At 62.1% G+C, this 15917-nt stretch carries 18 protein-coding genes; 11 read left to right on the top strand and 7 right to left on the bottom strand.

Annotated features, from left to right (window positions below):
* Positions 1 to 76: 76 nt before the first annotated feature.
* The 7 genes from sdhC (at position 77) to RO009_09515 (ending at position 7192) form a co-directional block, all read left to right on the top strand.
* Positions 77 to 493, top strand: a complete 417-nt coding sequence (gene sdhC, locus RO009_09545) for a succinate dehydrogenase, cytochrome b556 subunit (protein MDT3685271.1) — start codon at positions 77 to 79, stop codon at positions 491 to 493.
* Positions 490 to 879: a succinate dehydrogenase, hydrophobic membrane anchor protein gene (gene sdhD / locus RO009_09540; protein MDT3685270.1), complete on the top strand. Its 390-nt coding sequence runs from the start codon at positions 490 to 492 to the stop codon at positions 877 to 879. Before sdhC ends, sdhD begins: the two co-directional genes overlap by 4 nt.
* Before the next feature lies 1 nt (position 880).
* Positions 881 to 2713 carry a succinate dehydrogenase flavoprotein subunit gene (gene sdhA, locus RO009_09535; protein ID MDT3685269.1) on the top strand — a complete coding sequence of 611 codons (1833 nt, stop codon included), beginning with the start codon at positions 881 to 883 and terminating at the stop codon, positions 2711 to 2713.
* 103 nt (positions 2714 to 2816) lie between these two features.
* The gene (locus RO009_09530) at positions 2817 to 3596 is read left to right on the top strand and encodes a succinate dehydrogenase iron-sulfur subunit (GenBank protein MDT3685268.1); all 780 of its coding nucleotides are present in this window, start codon (positions 2817 to 2819) and stop codon (positions 3594 to 3596) included.
* Between the two features lie 134 nt (positions 3597 to 3730).
* Complete coding sequence (locus RO009_09525; protein ID MDT3685267.1) at positions 3731 to 4114, top strand: VOC family protein; 384 nt, start codon at positions 3731 to 3733, stop codon at positions 4112 to 4114.
* 927 nt (positions 4115 to 5041) lie between these two features.
* On the top strand, positions 5042 to 5935 hold the full coding sequence (locus RO009_09520) for an OmpA family protein (protein MDT3685266.1): 894 nt from the start codon (positions 5042 to 5044) through the stop codon (positions 5933 to 5935).
* Positions 5936 to 6358: 423 nt separating this feature from the next.
* Entirely contained in the window at positions 6359 to 7192 is an 834-nt protein-coding gene (locus RO009_09515) for a M48 family metallopeptidase (protein ID MDT3685265.1), read from the top strand.
* 31 nt (positions 7193 to 7223) lie between these two features.
* Here RO009_09515 and RO009_09510 read toward each other — a convergent pair whose 3' ends face one another.
* Complete coding sequence (locus RO009_09510) at positions 7224 to 8471, bottom strand: argininosuccinate synthase (protein MDT3685264.1); 1248 nt, start codon at positions 8469 to 8471, stop codon at positions 7224 to 7226.
* Between the two features lie 117 nt (positions 8472 to 8588).
* Positions 8589 to 8822 (bottom strand): DUF3551 domain-containing protein, encoded by a 234-nt coding sequence (locus RO009_09505; GenBank protein ID MDT3685263.1) that lies wholly within the window; start codon positions 8820 to 8822, stop codon positions 8589 to 8591.
* 82 nt (positions 8823 to 8904) lie between these two features.
* On the opposite strand from RO009_09505, the gene RO009_09500 reads away from it, so the two are divergent.
* Positions 8905 to 9513, top strand: coding sequence for a 2-hydroxychromene-2-carboxylate isomerase (locus RO009_09500; protein MDT3685262.1), 609 nt, complete (start codon positions 8905 to 8907; stop codon positions 9511 to 9513).
* Positions 9514 to 9745: 232 nt separating this feature from the next.
* Here RO009_09500 and hisF read toward each other — a convergent pair whose 3' ends face one another.
* The 5 genes from hisF to hisB form a co-directional block, all read right to left on the bottom strand.
* Positions 9746 to 10522 carry an imidazole glycerol phosphate synthase subunit HisF gene (gene hisF / locus RO009_09495; protein ID MDT3685261.1) on the bottom strand — a complete coding sequence of 259 codons (777 nt, stop codon included), beginning with the start codon at positions 10520 to 10522 and terminating at the stop codon, positions 9746 to 9748.
* Positions 10515 to 11264 (bottom strand): 1-(5-phosphoribosyl)-5-[(5-phosphoribosylamino)methylideneamino]imidazole-4-carboxamide isomerase, encoded by a 750-nt coding sequence (gene hisA, locus RO009_09490; GenBank protein MDT3685260.1) that lies wholly within the window; start codon positions 11262 to 11264, stop codon positions 10515 to 10517. Before hisA ends, hisF begins: the two co-directional genes overlap by 8 nt.
* Positions 11265 to 11484: 220 nt before the next feature.
* Positions 11485 to 12135, bottom strand: a complete 651-nt coding sequence (gene hisH, locus RO009_09485; GenBank protein ID MDT3685259.1) for an imidazole glycerol phosphate synthase subunit HisH — start codon at positions 12133 to 12135, stop codon at positions 11485 to 11487.
* Positions 12132 to 12632, bottom strand: coding sequence for a DUF2628 domain-containing protein (locus tag RO009_09480; GenBank protein ID MDT3685258.1), 501 nt, complete (start codon positions 12630 to 12632; stop codon positions 12132 to 12134). Before RO009_09480 ends, hisH begins: the two co-directional genes overlap by 4 nt.
* A 161-nt stretch (positions 12633 to 12793) precedes the next feature.
* Positions 12794 to 13387: an imidazoleglycerol-phosphate dehydratase HisB gene (hisB, locus tag RO009_09475; protein MDT3685257.1), complete on the bottom strand. Its 594-nt coding sequence runs from the start codon at positions 13385 to 13387 to the stop codon at positions 12794 to 12796.
* Between the two features lie 133 nt (positions 13388 to 13520).
* Here hisB and hslV point away from each other — a divergent pair, with 133 nt between their 5' ends.
* Genes hslV through hslU form a run of 3 tightly spaced genes read left to right on the top strand, consistent with a single transcriptional unit; the run spans position 13521 to position 15914 of the window.
* On the top strand, positions 13521 to 14084 hold the full coding sequence (gene hslV / locus RO009_09470) for an ATP-dependent protease subunit HslV (GenBank protein MDT3685256.1): 564 nt from the start codon (positions 13521 to 13523) through the stop codon (positions 14082 to 14084).
* On the top strand, positions 14074 to 14613 hold the full coding sequence (locus tag RO009_09465; GenBank protein ID MDT3685255.1) for a GNAT family N-acetyltransferase: 540 nt from the start codon (positions 14074 to 14076) through the stop codon (positions 14611 to 14613). The genes hslV and RO009_09465 overlap by 11 nt, the downstream gene beginning before the upstream one ends.
* Complete coding sequence (gene hslU / locus RO009_09460; GenBank protein ID MDT3685254.1) at positions 14610 to 15914, top strand: ATP-dependent protease ATPase subunit HslU; 1305 nt, start codon at positions 14610 to 14612, stop codon at positions 15912 to 15914. The genes RO009_09465 and hslU overlap by 4 nt, the downstream gene beginning before the upstream one ends.
* Positions 15915 to 15917 lie beyond the last annotated feature (3 nt).

Raw genomic sequence — 15917 nt, 5'->3', positions numbered from 1 at the left:
GGGATCGCAAAGCCGGGATCAGGATTTCTGCCTAAGCCTGCTCACCGCTTCTCCGGGGATCGTTAGGGAGCGCATCATGGCCGAACCGAAGACTACCGCAGCCGGGCTGCGGCCGCTGTCGCCGCACCTGCAAATCTACAAGCCGATGCTGACGATGGTGATGTCCATCGTGCATCGCATCACCGGCGCAGCCTTGTTCTTTGGCACTTTGCTGCTGACCTGGTGGTTGCTCGCTGCGGCGTCCGGCCCCACCGCCTATGGCAAGTTTCAGTGGGTGATGGAGAGCTGGATCGGCCTTCTGGTCCTGTTCGGCTACACATGGGCGCTGATCCATCACATGCTCGGCGGCATCCGCCATCTGATCTGGGACACCGGCCGCGGCTTCGGCCCGGCCGAACGTGAATGGCTGGTGCTGGCAGGCCTGATCGGCTCGATCGGGCTGACGCTCATTCTCTGGATTGTCGGTTTTCTGGTGACGGGAGGCGCAGGATGAGCAAACAGCAAAGCATGCGCACGCCGCTCGCCCGCGTCCGCTTTCTGGGTTCGGCGAAATCCGGCACAGAGCATTTCTGGCATATGCGCGTGTCGTCGGTTGCGCTCATACCGCTGACCATCGCCTTCGTGCTGATCGTGGTCGGACTGATCGGCCGCAATCACGCCGCCGCGGCGCAGATTCTCGGATCACCCTTCGTCGCCATCGTGATGATCCTTTTCGTGCTGACGTCCGTCTATCATATGTGGCTCGGCATGCAGGAGATCATCGTCGACTACATCCATTCGGAGTCCAAGCTCACCTGGCTGATGCTGAACACCTTCTTCTGCTTCACGATCGCGCTTTGCTGCATCTACGCGATCCTCAAGCTGTCTTTTGGAGTCTGACATGGCGGCGAACGGACATAACGGTGCGGCGCCTGCGATCAACGGCAAGGCCTATCCGATTGAGGACCACACCTTCGATGTCGTGGTGGTCGGGGCTGGCGGCTCCGGGCTACGCGCGGTGGTCGGCTGCTCGCAGGCAGGCCTGCGGACTGCCTGCATTACCAAGGTGTTTCCGACGCGCTCGCACACGGTGGCAGCGCAGGGCGGCATCGCCGCTTCGCTCGGCAATATGGGCGAGGACGATTGGCGCTGGCACATGTACGACACGGTGAAAGGGTCGGATTGGCTCGGCGACCAGGACGCCATCGAATATATGGTGCGCAACGCGCCGGAAGCCGTCTACGAACTGGAACACTGGGGCGTGCCGTTCTCGCGCACCGACGACGGCAAGATTTATCAGCGTCCGTTCGGCGGCATGACCACGCATTTCGGCAAGGGCACGGCGCTACGCACCTGCGCCGCCGCCGACCGTACCGGACATGCGATGCTGCACACGCTCTATTCGCAGTCGCTGCGCCATTCGGCGGAATTTTTCATCGAGTATTTCGCCCTCGACCTGATCATGGATCAGGAGGGCCGCTGCCGCGGCGTCATCGCGATGAAGCTCGATGATGGCACGATCCACCGCTTCCGCTCCAACATGGTCGTGCTGGCGACTGGCGGCTATGGCCGCGCCTATTTCTCCGCGACCTCGGCGCATACCTGCACCGGCGACGGCAACGCCATGGTGCTGCGCGCGGGCTTGCCGCTGCAAGACATGGAATTCGTGCAGTTCCACCCGACCGGCATCTATGGTGCCGGCTGCCTGATCACCGAAGGCGCGCGCGGCGAAGGCGGCTATCTGGTCAATTCCGAAGGCGAGCGTTTCATGGAGCGCTATGCGCCGTCTGCGAAGGATCTCGCCTCACGTGACGTCGTCTCGCGCTCGATGACCATCGAAATCCGTGAAGGCCGCGGCGTCGGCAAAAACAAGGATCACATCTATCTGCATCTTGATCACCTCGCGCCGGAGGTGCTGGCCGAGCGGCTCCCCGGCATTTCGGAATCCTCGCGCATCTTCGCCGGTGTTGATGTCACCAAGGAACCGATCCCGGTGCTGCCGACCGCGCATTACAACATGGGCGGCATCGCCACGAATTATCACGGCGAGGTGCTCACCAAAAAGAACGGCGATGCTGATGCGGTGGTGCCGGGCTTGATGGCGATTGGCGAAGGCGCCTGCGTGTCGGTGCATGGCGCCAATCGCCTCGGTTCCAACTCGCTGATCGACCTTGTCGTATTTGGACGCGCGGCAGCGCTTCGCTGTGCCGAAACGGTCGAGGCGAACGGCAAACACGCCGAACTACCGAAAGACTCTGCCGATCTGGCACTGTCACGGCTCGACAGGTTCCGCAACGCCTCCGGCGGCACGCCGACTGCCGACCTGCGCCTGGAGATGCAGAAGGTGATGCAGAACAACTGCGCAGTGTTCCGCACCGGCCAAATTCTGGACGAGGGTCACAAGCTCATTCATCAAGTCTATGAGCAAATGCAAGACGTGCGCGTCACCGACCGCTCGCTGGTCTGGAACTCCGATCTCGTGGAAACGCTCGAACTGGACAATCTGCTCGCGCAGGCGGTGGTGACCATGGATGCGGCGCGCAACCGCACCGAAAGCCGCGGCGCGCATGCGCGCGAGGATTATCCGGATCGTGACGACAAGAACTGGATGAAGCACACGCTCGTCTGGCTCGATCCGAAGACCGGCAAGGTCACGATCGATTACCGGCCGGTGCACACCTACACAATGACCAACGACATCGCCTATATCGAGCCGAAAGTCCGGGTTTATTAAATCGAAGCGTCATGCGCGGGTGCGACCCGCACATCCATCTTTTTCGCGAGATGGATTGCCGGGTGAAGCCCGGCAATGACGAGGAGAGAAAGCAAGACGCATCATGGTCGAAATCACGCTTCCAAAAAATTCCCGCGTCACCGAAGGCAAGGTCTGGCCGCGCAATCCGGGCGCCCGGCGCGAGCGCGAATTCCGCATCTATCGCTGGAATCAGGAAGACGGACAAAACCCGCGCATCGACACCTATTATGTCGACCTCGACGATTGCGGGCCGATGGTGCTCGACGCGCTGATCTGGATCAAATCGAAGGTCGATCCCACACTGACCTTCCGCCGCTCCTGCCGTGAAGGCGTCTGCGGCTCGTGCTCGATGAATATCGACGGCACCAACACGCTCGCCTGCACGTGCGGCATGAACGAGATCAAGGGCGGTGTGCGCATCTACCCACTGCCGCATATGCCTGTGGTCAAGGATCTCGTGCCTGACCTCACCAATTTCTATGCGCAATATGCGGCGATCGAGCCTTGGCTGAAGACCGAAACGCCGGTGCCGCAAAAGGAATGGAAGCAGAGCAAGGAAGACCGCGAAAAGCTGGACGGACTTTACGAATGCATCCTGTGCGCCTGCTGCACCACCTCCTGCCCGAGCTACTGGTGGAATGGCGACCGCTATATGGGGCCGGCCGCCTTGTTGCAGGCGCAGCGCTGGATCGTGGATTCACGCGACGAGAAGACCGGCGAGCGCCTGGATTTTCTCGAAGACCCGTTCCGACTCTATCGTTGCCACACCATCATGAATTGCTCCAAGGCCTGCCCGAAGGGACTTAATCCCGCGAAGGCGATTGCCGAAATCAAGAAGGCGATGGTCGAGCGGCAGGTGTGATTCCTTAGCCGTCATTCCGGAAGCCACGCATAGCGTGCCTATCCGGAATCCAGATGCAATCGCATATCCTGTCTCTGGATTCCGGGTTCGCGAGCTGCGCTCGCGCCCCGGAATGACAATGAAGGGATACAGCCATGATCGATCATGTCGGCTTTCCTGTTTCCGACTACAAGCGCTCGAAAGCATTCTACGAAAAAGCGCTCGCGCCCCTCGGCTACACGCTGATTAAGGAAGTGCAGCAGGATTTGAATGACGCTCCTGCCGCCGGTTTTGGCACAGGCGGCAAGCCTGATTTCTGGATCGGCGGCGAAGGTGGGCTCGATCGTCCGCTGCATGTCGCCATCGCCGCAAAGAGTCGCGCGGCGGTTGACTCATTTTATGCGGCCGCGCTTGTTGCCGGGGGCAGGGATAACGGAGCGCCAGGCATTCGCGCGCATTACCATCCCAACTATTACGGCGCGTTCGTCCTCGATCCCGACGGACACAACATCGAGGCTGTCTGTCACGCACCGGCCTGACGGAACCATTTTGCTGTTGAGTCGTTTTCGCTCCGGCCTGCTGTCGGGCGCGTAGACTTGCATCATGTGGGAATGATGCGATGAACGCCCGTTTAGCGGCAGGCCGCAGATCGGCCATGGTCACGACAAATCGGCGCCCTTTGCGATCTGCACGCTGCCCCGCCCGCCACGTTTTCACTCAAAAGACGGAAATCCATGACGACGCTGAAACGCCTGCTGCTTGCCACCACCATTCTGACTGCTTTCGGCGCGTGGACCGCGATTGGCGCGCCACAGAATGAGTCGCGCATGATCCTGGCGCAGCAGGCGGCGCCCGAACCTGAAAAGAACCCCGAAGGCAAGCCACCCGCGAAGCGAGCTCCGAAATCCGCTCCGGCGCAGCGGCAGCCGCAGCAACCGGCGGCGCCGGCGAAACCCATGCCCCCGGCAACGCGACAAGCGCCGCCGGCCGCCGCCCAGCCACGCAAGCCTGATCAGCCACCGCCGCCCCCGGCCGCGCGTCAGCCGCAAGCGCCGACCAGTCAGCCGCCGCAACGCCGCGAGGCGCCGCAGCGGCCAACCGCACAGCCGCCGCAGGACCGCCGCGAGCTCCAACGGCAGGCACCTCAGACGCCTCCACCTTCAAGAGCAACGCCGCAACCGGCGCCCGCCCCCGCTCAAACTGCGCCTGCCCAACCACCTGCGCCGCGTCGTGACATGCCTACACCGGGGCCGGCCCAGCGAGTCCGGCCGCAGCAACCGGCACCGGCGCCGACGACGCCTCCGCCTGCCGCGCAGGAGCGCCCCGCACCGTCTGATTCCCAGAGTGCGCCTCCCCCTGACAAACCACAGGCGCCAGCCAGCCGGCCGGCTCCACAGCAATCGCAAACGCCGGCACCGGACACGCGTCGATCACCAACGGCCACCCAGCCGCGACGCATCGAGGAATTGCGACAGGAGCGCCGTGAGGAACGTCGCGGCGACCGCACTTTCATTCGCGAAGGCGACCGCACCATCATCCGGCAAGGAGACCGCACAATCATCCGACGCGACGAGGCCGACCGGTTCCGCAATCGTGGCGGACGCGATGCCCGCATTGAGCGGCGCGGGAATGAGAACTTCATCATTTCGGCGCGCCCCGGCGGCGGTCAGATCGTGACCGTCACCGACGCCGAAGGCCGCCTGATCCGCCGCGTCCGCCGCGACCAGCGCGGGCGCGAAGTCATGATTATCGACAACCGCCCGCGCGGTCCGCGCCGAGCGGACGGCTTCTTCGTGCATCTGCCGCCGCCGGTCATCCGCATTCCGCGTGAGCGATATATCGTGGAAGCCGATCGCGCCGACGAGACGCTGATCTACGAAACCCTGATCGCGCCGCCGGTCGAGCGGATCGGTCGCCGCTACACCCTCGACGAAGTCCGCTACAGCGCGCCACTGCGCGACCGCATGCCGCGCGTCGACGTCGATACGATTACGTTTGACACCGGTTCATGGGAAGTGTCCGCCGATCAGGCTGACCGGCTGGCACCTATTGCGGACGCGATGCGGCGGGCGATCGAGCGCAATCCGGACGAGGTGTTCCTGATTGAAGGCCATACCGATGCGGTCGGGTCCGATATCGACAATCTCTCGCTGTCCGACCGCCGCGCGGAATCGGTCGCCAACCTGCTGACCGACCATTTCGGCATCCCGCCGGAAAACCTGACGACGCAGGGCTATGGCGAGCAATATTTGAAAATTCCGACCGACGGGCCGGAGCGGCAGAACCGCCGTGTCTCAACGCGGCGGATTACGCCGCTGCTTCAGGGAGAAAATCAGGCCGGAGCCCCGCCGCCGCGCTGATTCGGAGGGAAGAGCCCGTCCCCAGCACTGGGGCGGGCTCTTCACTGCACCACATTCCAAGGTTGTGTATTGGTTTTATTCTACCGACGCTTGATTCGATGACGGTATCCATGCACTCTTCCCCCGGGGAGACGTGCTGTGGGCTGGTCTCGTCGCGTCGTCGGCTGCGTCCTTGCGGCGTCCTGCGTGGCCTGCGCAGGACCCAGCACCACGATTCCAGACGTGTCACCCGACGAAATTGCGTCTGAGCGCCGCAAAGAGGTGCTGCTTCAAATCCAAACCTATTTCTCGCAGCTCGGCCGACTGAAAAGAGTCGCATATCGGATCGCGCATGCCGGTCGCGCCGACTGCAAGGAGAAAGTGGCGTACGACTTCGGCTTTTCGACCATCGCGCCGAATGATCTGTCTGAAAAACGAAAAGCGATGGCGGTCGAAGCGCTCGGGCTGGACGCCGGCACCTCGGCCGTCATTTCAGTCGCCGAAGGCAGTCCGGCCGCACAAGCCGGCGTTGCAGTCGGCGATGAGCTGGTTTCATTCAACGGCCGCCGCGTTCCACGAACCAAACCAGCGGACTGGATCGCACTGTTTCTCATCAAGAACGAAGGCCAGCCGGTGCGGATCGAATTACGGCGAGCGGGGCAAATAGAAGCCCGTGTCATTACGCCCGTGGAAAGGTGCTCAATACCGATACTTCTGGCGGCCGAGCCGAATACGAATGCATTTACCGACGGGGAGCGGATCGTCATTTTTTCAGGCATGCTGCGGATGGCGCAAACCGATGACGAGCTTGCGGCCATCGTCGGTCATGAGCTTGCGCACGTCACGATGGGACATCTGGAGAAGAGCGAGCAGAACCGGCTGGCCGGCAAGATAAGCGGAATCGTTGTCGATTTTGGCTTCGCACTGCTCGGCGTGAATACCGGCGGCACGTTCACGCGTGAATTCGGTAATGCAGGTGCGCAAGTCAATTACACGAATTTCGAGCGAGAAGCGGATTACGTCGGCGCTTACTATGCGGCCCGCGCCGGCTATGACATTTCCGGGGTGGAGCGCGTGTGGCGCGCAATGGCCCAGGAGAATCCGAAGAATATCTTCTATGCCGGCCTGCACCCGACATCGCCCGAACGCTTTCTGCTAATGCAAAAAACAAGTCAGGAGATCGCCGAGAAGAAACGGCGTGGCGATCCGCTCGTCCCCGAGCCGAGGCCCGCCGCGACGGTCGCTGCTGCGCCGCCTGAGCAAACCCCAACTCATTAGCGATACGGCAGGCGGATAGTCGCCTTTCCTCTCAGAGCTTCAGCTTCTTCTTGCGCTGGCCCAGCGTGCGCAGGCGCAACGCGTTGAGCTTGATGAAGCCCGCCGCGTCGCGATGATCATAGGCGACCGCACCTTCCTCGAAGGTGACGAGCTCCTGGTCATAGAGCGAATAGGGGCTTTCGCGGCCAATCACCCAGGCGCTGCCCTTGTAGAGCTTCAGTGTCACGCGGCCGGTGACGAATTCCTGGCTCTTGTCGATCGCCGCCTGCAGCATCTCGCGCTCCGGCGAGAACCAGAAGCCGTTATAGATCAGCTCGGCATATTTCGGCATCAGCTCATCCTTGAGATGCGCCGCGCCGCGATCAAGCGTGATGCTCTCGATGCCGCGATGCGCGGCGAGCAGGATGGTGCCGCCTGGCGTCTCATACATGCCGCGCGACTTCATGCCGACGAAGCGGTTCTCCACGAGATCGAGACGGCCAATCCCGTTCTTCTTGCCGAGCTCGTTGAGTTTCGCCAGCAATGTCGCCGGCGACATCTTCTTGCCGTCGATAGCAACCGCATCGCCCTTCTCGAAATCGACGGTGATGACGGTTGGCGTATCCGGCGCCTTCTCCGGATCGTCGGTGCGCGAATAGACATAATCCGGCACTTCCAGGCTCGGATCTTCCAGCACCTTGCCTTCCGACGAGGCATGCAGAAGATTGGCGTCGACCGAGAACGGCGCGTCGCCACGCTTGTCCTTCGCGATCGGAATCTGATGCTTCTCGGCGAAGTCGATCAGCTTGGTGCGCGAGGTGAGGTCCCATTCACGCCACGGCGCGATCACCGTCACGTCGGGCTTCAGCGCGTAATAGCCCAGCTCGAAGCGCACCTGGTCATTGCCCTTGCCGGTGGCGCCGTGACACACTGCGTCAGCACCGACCTTCTCGGCGATCTCAATCTGCTTCTTGCCGATCAGCGGACGCGCAATCGACGTGCCGAGCAGATATTGCCCCTCATAGACTGTGTTGGCGCGGAACATCGGGAAGACGTAGTCGCGGACGAATTCCTCGCGCAGATCCTCGATGAAGATATTCTCCGGCTTGATCCCCAGCAGCAGCGCCTTGTTCCGCGCAGGCTCCAGCTCCTCGCCCTGGCCGAGATCGGCCGTGAAGGTCACCACCTCGCAGCCATAGGTTGTCTGCAGCCATTTCAGAATGATCGAGGTGTCGAGCCCACCGGAATAGGCCAGCACCACTTTCTTGACGTCGCCCTTTTTTGGGCCGCTCTGGGTCATGTCGGGAAGTCCAGGTGGCAGGAAAAAATCGCGCGGACTATAGGCGGATGGCCCCGCGGTTCAAGCCGCAAGCCTCGCCGGCCGAGCAAAAAGCCTGATTTTGCGGGGCTTGGCTGTCTAGCGGACCGGGCGCTTCTTCTGTTGCGGCGGCGGCCCGGCGTAGCGAGGGTTGCGCTCGCAAATGCCGCCAATGCCCCTGACCGTCGCGAGACATTGCTCGAAACTGACAAACCCGCAATTGTAGGTCGACCAGTCGTAGCGGGCACACCAGGGATATTCCCGAGCCTGTGCCGTCGCCGACAAAAGCGGAAGCGCCGCAGCCAGAATACCGGCAGTCAGGACATATCGCATAAGACCTCCAACAAGCCGACCTTGCGCTCCCGTCCAAACACAATCATGAACCTGTCCCAGCGTTCCGTCGAGACTGTCCGTCATGTCCGGTCCCCGCCTGACCTTCTGGTTCGAATTCGCCTCCACCTATTCCTATCCCGCCGCGATGCGGATTCGCGATCTGGCGGGCAGACTGGGCGTTGCCGTCGATTACCGTCCCTTTCTGCTCGGTCCGATTTTCAGCGCGCAAGGCTGGAATAATTCGCCGTTCAATATCTACGAGGCGAAAGGTCGGTACATGTGGCGGGACCTCGCCCGGATTTGCGAGGAGTACGGCCTTCCGTTTCGGAAGCCCGCCGTCTTCCCGCAGAATGGTTTGCTGGCCGCACGCGTCGCGCTTGTGGGGCTCAGCGAAGGATGGGGCGAGGATTTTGTGCAGGCGGTTTATCGTACCGAGTTCGCGGAAGGCCGCCTGATCCACGACCCCGCGGTCATCCAGGGTATCCTGCGGTCGCTGCAGCGCGATCCCAAGAGCGTCTTCGATGCCTCGCAGCAGGACGCGATCAAGGCCCAACTGCGCACGCAGACCGAGCAGGCGCAGAGGCTCGGCATTTTTGGCGCGCCAAGCTTCACGACGCAGGACGGCGAGCTGTTCTGGGGCAATGATCGGCTGGAAGCGGCTTTGGCCTGGGCGAGCGCCAAGGGAGCCTGACTGGCGTCTCTGCGTTAAAAAGGGGCGACGCGAAACTGAGTGACAAGTCGGAAGGCGATCGAATGATCGCCCAAAATCCTCGGAGCCTTGTTCCGGTGATTTTGTTTTAGTGACAGGAACGGCGATTGACTGCCGCGAATTGGATTGATGCCGGGTGCGCGGGATCAATTCGTCCCATCTTCCCCGCCATTCGGTGGCCCCGGTCCCAGCGGCCGGGGCCTTTAAATTCGCGTTACGGATCAAGCCGCATCGGCAAGCCCGCTGCAGCCATGTATTCCTTGGCCTGCCGCACCGAATATTCCCCGAAATGGAAGATGGACGCCGCCAGCACGGCCATCGCGTGTCCGTCGCGGATGCCCGCAACCAGATGGTCGAGATTGCCGACGCCGCCGGAAGCGATCACCGGCACGCTGATGCTGTCCGCAATGGCGCGCGTCAATCCGATGTCAAAGCCTGACTTGGTGCCGTCGCGATCCATCGATGTGAGCAGGATCTCGCCGGCGCCAAGCGACACGACTTCCTTTGCGTATTCGACTGCGTCGATTCCGGTCGGATTGCGGCCGCCATGGGTGAAGATTTCCCAGCGGTCTTTCTCGCCCGAATTCGACACTTTCTTTGCGTCAATCGCGACCACGATGCACTGGTCGCCGAACTTTTCCGCCGCCTCCTTCACGAAAGCGCGCCGGTTCACCGCCGCGGTGTTGATCGACACCTTGTCGGCGCCCGATTGCAGCAGCGTGCGGATATCGTCGACCGTTCGGACGCCGCCACCGACCGTGAGCGGCATGAAACAGGCTTCCGCCGTGCGGCGCACGACATCGAGAATGGTCCCGCGGTTTTCATGACTGGCGGTGATGTCGAGAAAGCAAAGCTCGTCGGCACCGGCCGCGTCATAGGCGATGGCAGCTTCCACCGGATCGCCGGCATCGCGCAGGTCGAGGAACTTGACGCCCTTGACGACACGGCCGTCTTTGACGTCGAGGCAGGGGATGACGCGAACCTTAAACACGAGCGTTCGAGCCTCGCGCAGACTTGATCAGGCTCAGAGCCTCGGCGGCATTCAGGCGTCCATCATACAGCGCGCGACCTGCAATTGCTCCCTCAAGCTTTCGCGCCAGCGGCTCCAACATGGCCTTGATGTCTGCGATGGAAGCGAGCCCCCCGGAGGCAATCACCGGGATCGACACCGCATTTGCCAACGCGATGGTGGCGTCGAGATTGAGGCCCTTGAGCATGCCGTCGCGCGAGATATCGGTGTAAATGATCGCCGCGACGCCGGCATCCTCGAAGCGGCGTGCAGTATCGAGAGCCGATAGCTCGGAGCTTTCCGCCCAGCCCTGCACCGCCACCTTGCCGTCGCGGGCGTCGAGCCCGACCGCCACCTTGCCCGGAAACTGCGCCGCCGCTTTCCGCACCAGAACCGGATCGCGCACGGCAGCGGTGCCGATGATGACGCGGGTGACGCCTTTATCGAGCCAGCCTTCAATCGTCGCCATGTCGCGGATACCGCCGCCGAGCTGCATCGGAATGCTGGTCGCTTCCAGGATGCGCTCGACCGCCCTGGCGTTCACCGGCTTGCCGGCGAACGCGCCGTCGAGATCGACGATGTGCAGATATTCAAAGCCGGCGCGCTCAAAGGCATAGGCCTGTTCAGCCGGATCGCGGTTGAACACGGTCGCGCGCGCCATGTCGCCCTGTTCGAGGCGAACGCACAGACCGTCCTTGAGATCGATGGCGGGAAAGAGGATCATGCTGTCGGTCCTTACCTCGCCCTGAAAGGGGGAGGCATAGTCGGCCTCCGGCCGACGTTCTTCACGCCACAGACGCCGCCGCTTTGCGGCGGCTTTGGAACGAAGTTCGACGGGTCGGAGCCTTCCCCGCTCAAGCGCGCAATGACCCCCTCCCGACCGCTTCGCGGTCGACCTCCCGCTTTCAGGGGGAGGTGACAAGGATGTCGCATTCCGAAGATCATCACGGCTTCCATTTCAGAAAATTCGCAATCAGCGCCAGTCCGAGCTTCTGACTCTTTTCCGGATGGAACTGCGTGCCGACGATGTTGTCGCGCCCGACGATCGCCGTCACCGGACCGCCATACTCGGCCTCCGCAATCAGATCGGCTTTGTCTTCCACCTTGAGCTGATAGGAATGCACGAAATAGGCGTGCAGTCCGCTCTTCCCGGTCGCAATGCCCTCGAGCAACGGATGCGGCTTGCGCATATCCAGCGTGTTCCAGCCCATATGCGGAATCTTCAGCGCCGCATCCGACGGCGCGATGCGATCAACCTCGCCCTTGATCCAGCCTAAACCCGGCGTCACCTCGTATTCGCGGCCGCGTTCGGCCATCAACTGCATGCCGACGCAGATCCCGAAGAACGGGCTGCCGCGCTTGATGACATTGTCCTGCAGCGCATCGATCATGCCCGAAACCGCATCGAGACCGCGCCGGCAATCGGCAAAGGCGCCAACCCCGGGCAGCACCACGCGATCCGCGCGCGCCACCGTCGCCGGATCGTTGGTGACAACAATCTGCTCGGCAAGCCCCGCGTCCCGCGCCGCGCGCTCAAAGGCTTTGGCGGCGGAGTGCAGATTGCCGGAGCCGTAATCGACGATCGCCGTCGTCATCGCGGTTTGTCCGCTTCCGGAAACAGGCCGATCACGTCGGGGCTGTTTCCTTTCGGCATGCGAACGCCGCCCGTACGCGGCTTGATCGCCTCGGCACGTGTCATTTTCTGGCCGCTATCGATCCATTCCGAGAAGAAGCGGCGCTCCGCCGCGTCACGATCGTCGCCGACGACCACGCCGACATTCTTCCAGCCGCGCCAACCGAGCGTCCAGCGACGCAGCGTTCCCGCTTCAAGTCCGACAAGAATGGCCATGGCCAACAGCACGAACACCCGCAGGCCCGTCGATGCACTCACGAGCTGCAGCGCGAACCCGACGCCGACCATGACTGCGATGTAAAGCGCGAGCACCAGCCACAGCCGCCGCCAGACCATCCAGAGCGGCCCTAACAGGAATGCCCAAAAATAAAAGCCGTCGCGCACCAGCACAAAACGATCCGGGTCGGGAGCGGTTTCGCCTTTGCGCAGCGGCGGCTGATGCACCGTATAGACCGCCATACATTTAGCCTAGTTCATTCCGTCACCTTGAGGTGCCATCGCGCCGCGATGGCCTCGAAGGGTGGCGGCCGTCATTCTTCGAGGCTGCGCCGGTTTTTCGCCAGGGTTGCACCTCAGGGCGACGGAGAAAAACTGATACACACAGCTTGTCACTGTCTTTGTCACCCGCCGAGCGATCCCTTGGTCGAGGGAATTTCATTCGCCGCGCGCGGATCGATCGCCAAGGCGGCACGCAACGCGCGCGCCAGCGCCTTGAAGCATGATTCGGAAATGTGGTGATCGTTCGAGCCGTACAAGGTCTCGACATGCAGCGTGATGCCGGCATTCATCGTAAAAGCCTGGAACCACTCGTTGACCAGCTCGGTGTCGAAGGTGCCGATCTTGTCGCGCATGAACTTGACCTTGAATACCAGGAACGGCCGCCCGGAGACATCGATCGCAACACGCGTCAGCGCCTCGTCCATCGGAACATGCACGTCGGCGTAGCGGGTGATGCCCTTCATGTCGCCGAGCGACTGCTTCACCGCCTGGCCGAGCGCAATGCCGACATCCTCGGCGGTGTGGTGGTAGTCGATGTGCAGGTCGCCCTTGGCCTTGACGGTGATGTCCATCCGGGAATGGCGTGCCAGCAGGTCAAGCATATGGTCGAGGAAGCCGATGCCGGTCGCAATCGACGACTGGCCTTTGCCGTCGAGATCGACCGCAACGGCAATGTCGGTTTCCTTGGTGGTGCGCTTCACCTCGGCCTTGCGCATGATTATTGGGCTTTCCGGTTGGAGAATGCGGGCCTTTTATCAGGGGATTCAGGCTTCCGCCACCTCCGGCCCGGGCGGTTTGCAAACACACGCAGCAGTCCCTAAATCACTGCCCGCACGGGGTTAATATCGAATGTCCTCCTCCGAAATGGCCTCAATACCCTCTTGGCGCGGCACCACCATCCTGACCGTCCGCAAGGGCGGCGTGGTCGCGGTCGGCGGCGACGGCCAGGTCTCGCTCCAGGCCACCATCATCAAGGCAAACGCCAGGAAGGTCCGCCGCCTCGGCAAGGGCGACGTGATCGGTGGCTTTGCCGGCGCCACCGCCGACGCCTTCACCCTGTTCGAGCGGCTGGAAACCAGGCTCGAGCAATATCCCGGCCAGCTCACCCGCGCCTGCGTCGAGCTTGCCAAGGACTGGCGCACCGACCGCTATCTGCGGCGGCTGGAGGCGATGATGATCGTTGCCGACAAGGACGTCACTTTGGTGCTGACCGGCACCGGCGATGTGCTGGAGCCGGAAGCGGGCGTCGCCGGCATCGGCTCCGGCGGCAATTATGCGCTCGCCTCCGCACGGGCGCTGCTCGACGGTCCGCTGGACGCCGAAGCCATCGTCCGCAAATCGCTTGATATCGCTGCCGATATCTGTGTCTACACCAATCGCAACGTGACCATCGAAACCATCAATGCCGCATGATCCGGACCAGATCAGCTTTGTTCCGGTGGAGCCGCGCCATTGTCCCCTGCTCCAGAAGTGGCTTGGCGAACCGCATATGCGGGAATGGTGGGGTGATCCCGACACCGAACTCGGCTACATCCGCGACATGGTGGAAGGACGCGACACGACCCGGCCGTTCCTGATCGCGCTGGAAGGCGATCCCATCGGTTACATCCAGTACTGGTTCATCGGCCATCATCAGAACGAACAATGGATCAAGGATCATCCATGGCTCGCTGAATTGCCGTCGGAGACCATCGGCGTCGATCTGTCGATCGGGCGCCCGGAGAAAATCTCAAAGGGCATCGGATCAAAAGCGCTGGCTGCGTTCGTCTCCGCACTGCGTGAGAAAGGTCACCAGACCATCATCATTGATCCGGACCCCAATAACGCGCGGGCCGTGCGTGCCTATGAAAAAGCCGGCTTCCGGTCCGTGCCTCATCTGGAAGGACGCACCGGCGACGTGCTGATTATGCAGCACGATCCCAATGCAAATGAGATAACATGACCGACTTCTCTCCCCGCGAAATCGTCTCCGAGCTCGACCGCTTCATCATCGGCCAGGGCGACGCCAAGCGCGCGGTGGCTATCGCGCTGCGCAATCGCTGGCGACGCCTGCAGCTCGACGAGAAGCTGCGCGAGGAAGTGCTGCCGAAGAACATCCTGATGATCGGCCCGACCGGCGTCGGAAAAACCGAGATTTCAAGGCGTCTGGCGAAGCTCGCCGGGGCCCCGTTTATCAAGGTGGAAGCCACGAAATTCACTGAGGTCGGCTATGTCGGCCGCGACGTCGAGCAGATCGTGCGCGACCTGATCGAAGTCGCCATCGCGCAAACACGTGAAAGAAAACGAAAGGACGTACAGGCGCGCGCCGAACTGGCCGCTGAAGAACGCGTCATCAATGCCCTGGTCGGGGAAAATTCCAGCGCTGCCACCAAGGAATCCTTTCGCAAAAAGCTGCGGGCCGGCGAGCTGAACGACAAGGAAATCGAAGTCGAGGTGCAATCGAGCGGCGGCGGCATGCCGCTGTTCGATATCCCCGGAATGCCCGGTGCGCAGATGGGTGCCATCTCTATTGGCGACATTTTCGGCAAGCTCGGCGGCCGACCGAAGACCCGTCGTGTCACTGTCGCCGAATCGCACGAAATTCTGATCAACGAGGAATCCGACAAACTGCTTGATCAGGAAATGCTGGTGCAGGATGCGATCAGAGCGGTTGAGAATAACGGCATCGTATTTCTCGACGAGCTGGACAAGATCTGCGCGCGCGAGGGCCGCATGGGCGGCGACGTGTCGCGCGAGGGCGTGCAGCGCGACCTGTTGCCGCTGATCGAAGGCACCACGGTGTCGACCAAGCACGGACCGGTGAAGACCGATCACATCCTGTTCATTGCGTCCGGCGCATTCCACATTTCCAAGCCATCGGATCTCTTGCCGGAATTGCAGGGTCGCTTGCCGATCCGCGTCGAGCTGCGCGCACTCACGCGCGAGGATTTCCGCCGCATCCTCACCGACACGGAAGCATCGCTGATCAAACAATATATCGCGCTGATGAAGACCGAAGGCGTCACGCTCGACTTCACCGATGACGCCATCGACGCCATCGCCGATATTGCGGTGGCGGTGAATGCGAGCGTTGAGAATATCGGCGCGCGGCGCCTGCAGACGGTGATGGAGCGCGTGCTCGATGACATCTCCTTCACAGCCACCGACCGTGCCGGCGAGACGCTGACAATCGACGGCAACTATGTGCGCAAGTCGATCGGCGACCTCGCCAAGAACGCCGACCTCAGCCGCTTCATTCTCTGACCG

Source organism: Pseudorhodoplanes sp., assembly GCA_032027085.1.
In the GTDB taxonomy this organism is placed as follows: Bacteria; Pseudomonadota; Alphaproteobacteria; order Rhizobiales; family Xanthobacteraceae; genus Pseudorhodoplanes.
Note: the sequence above shows the minus strand (reverse complement) of the source record. Positions and strands in the feature narration are given on the sequence as shown.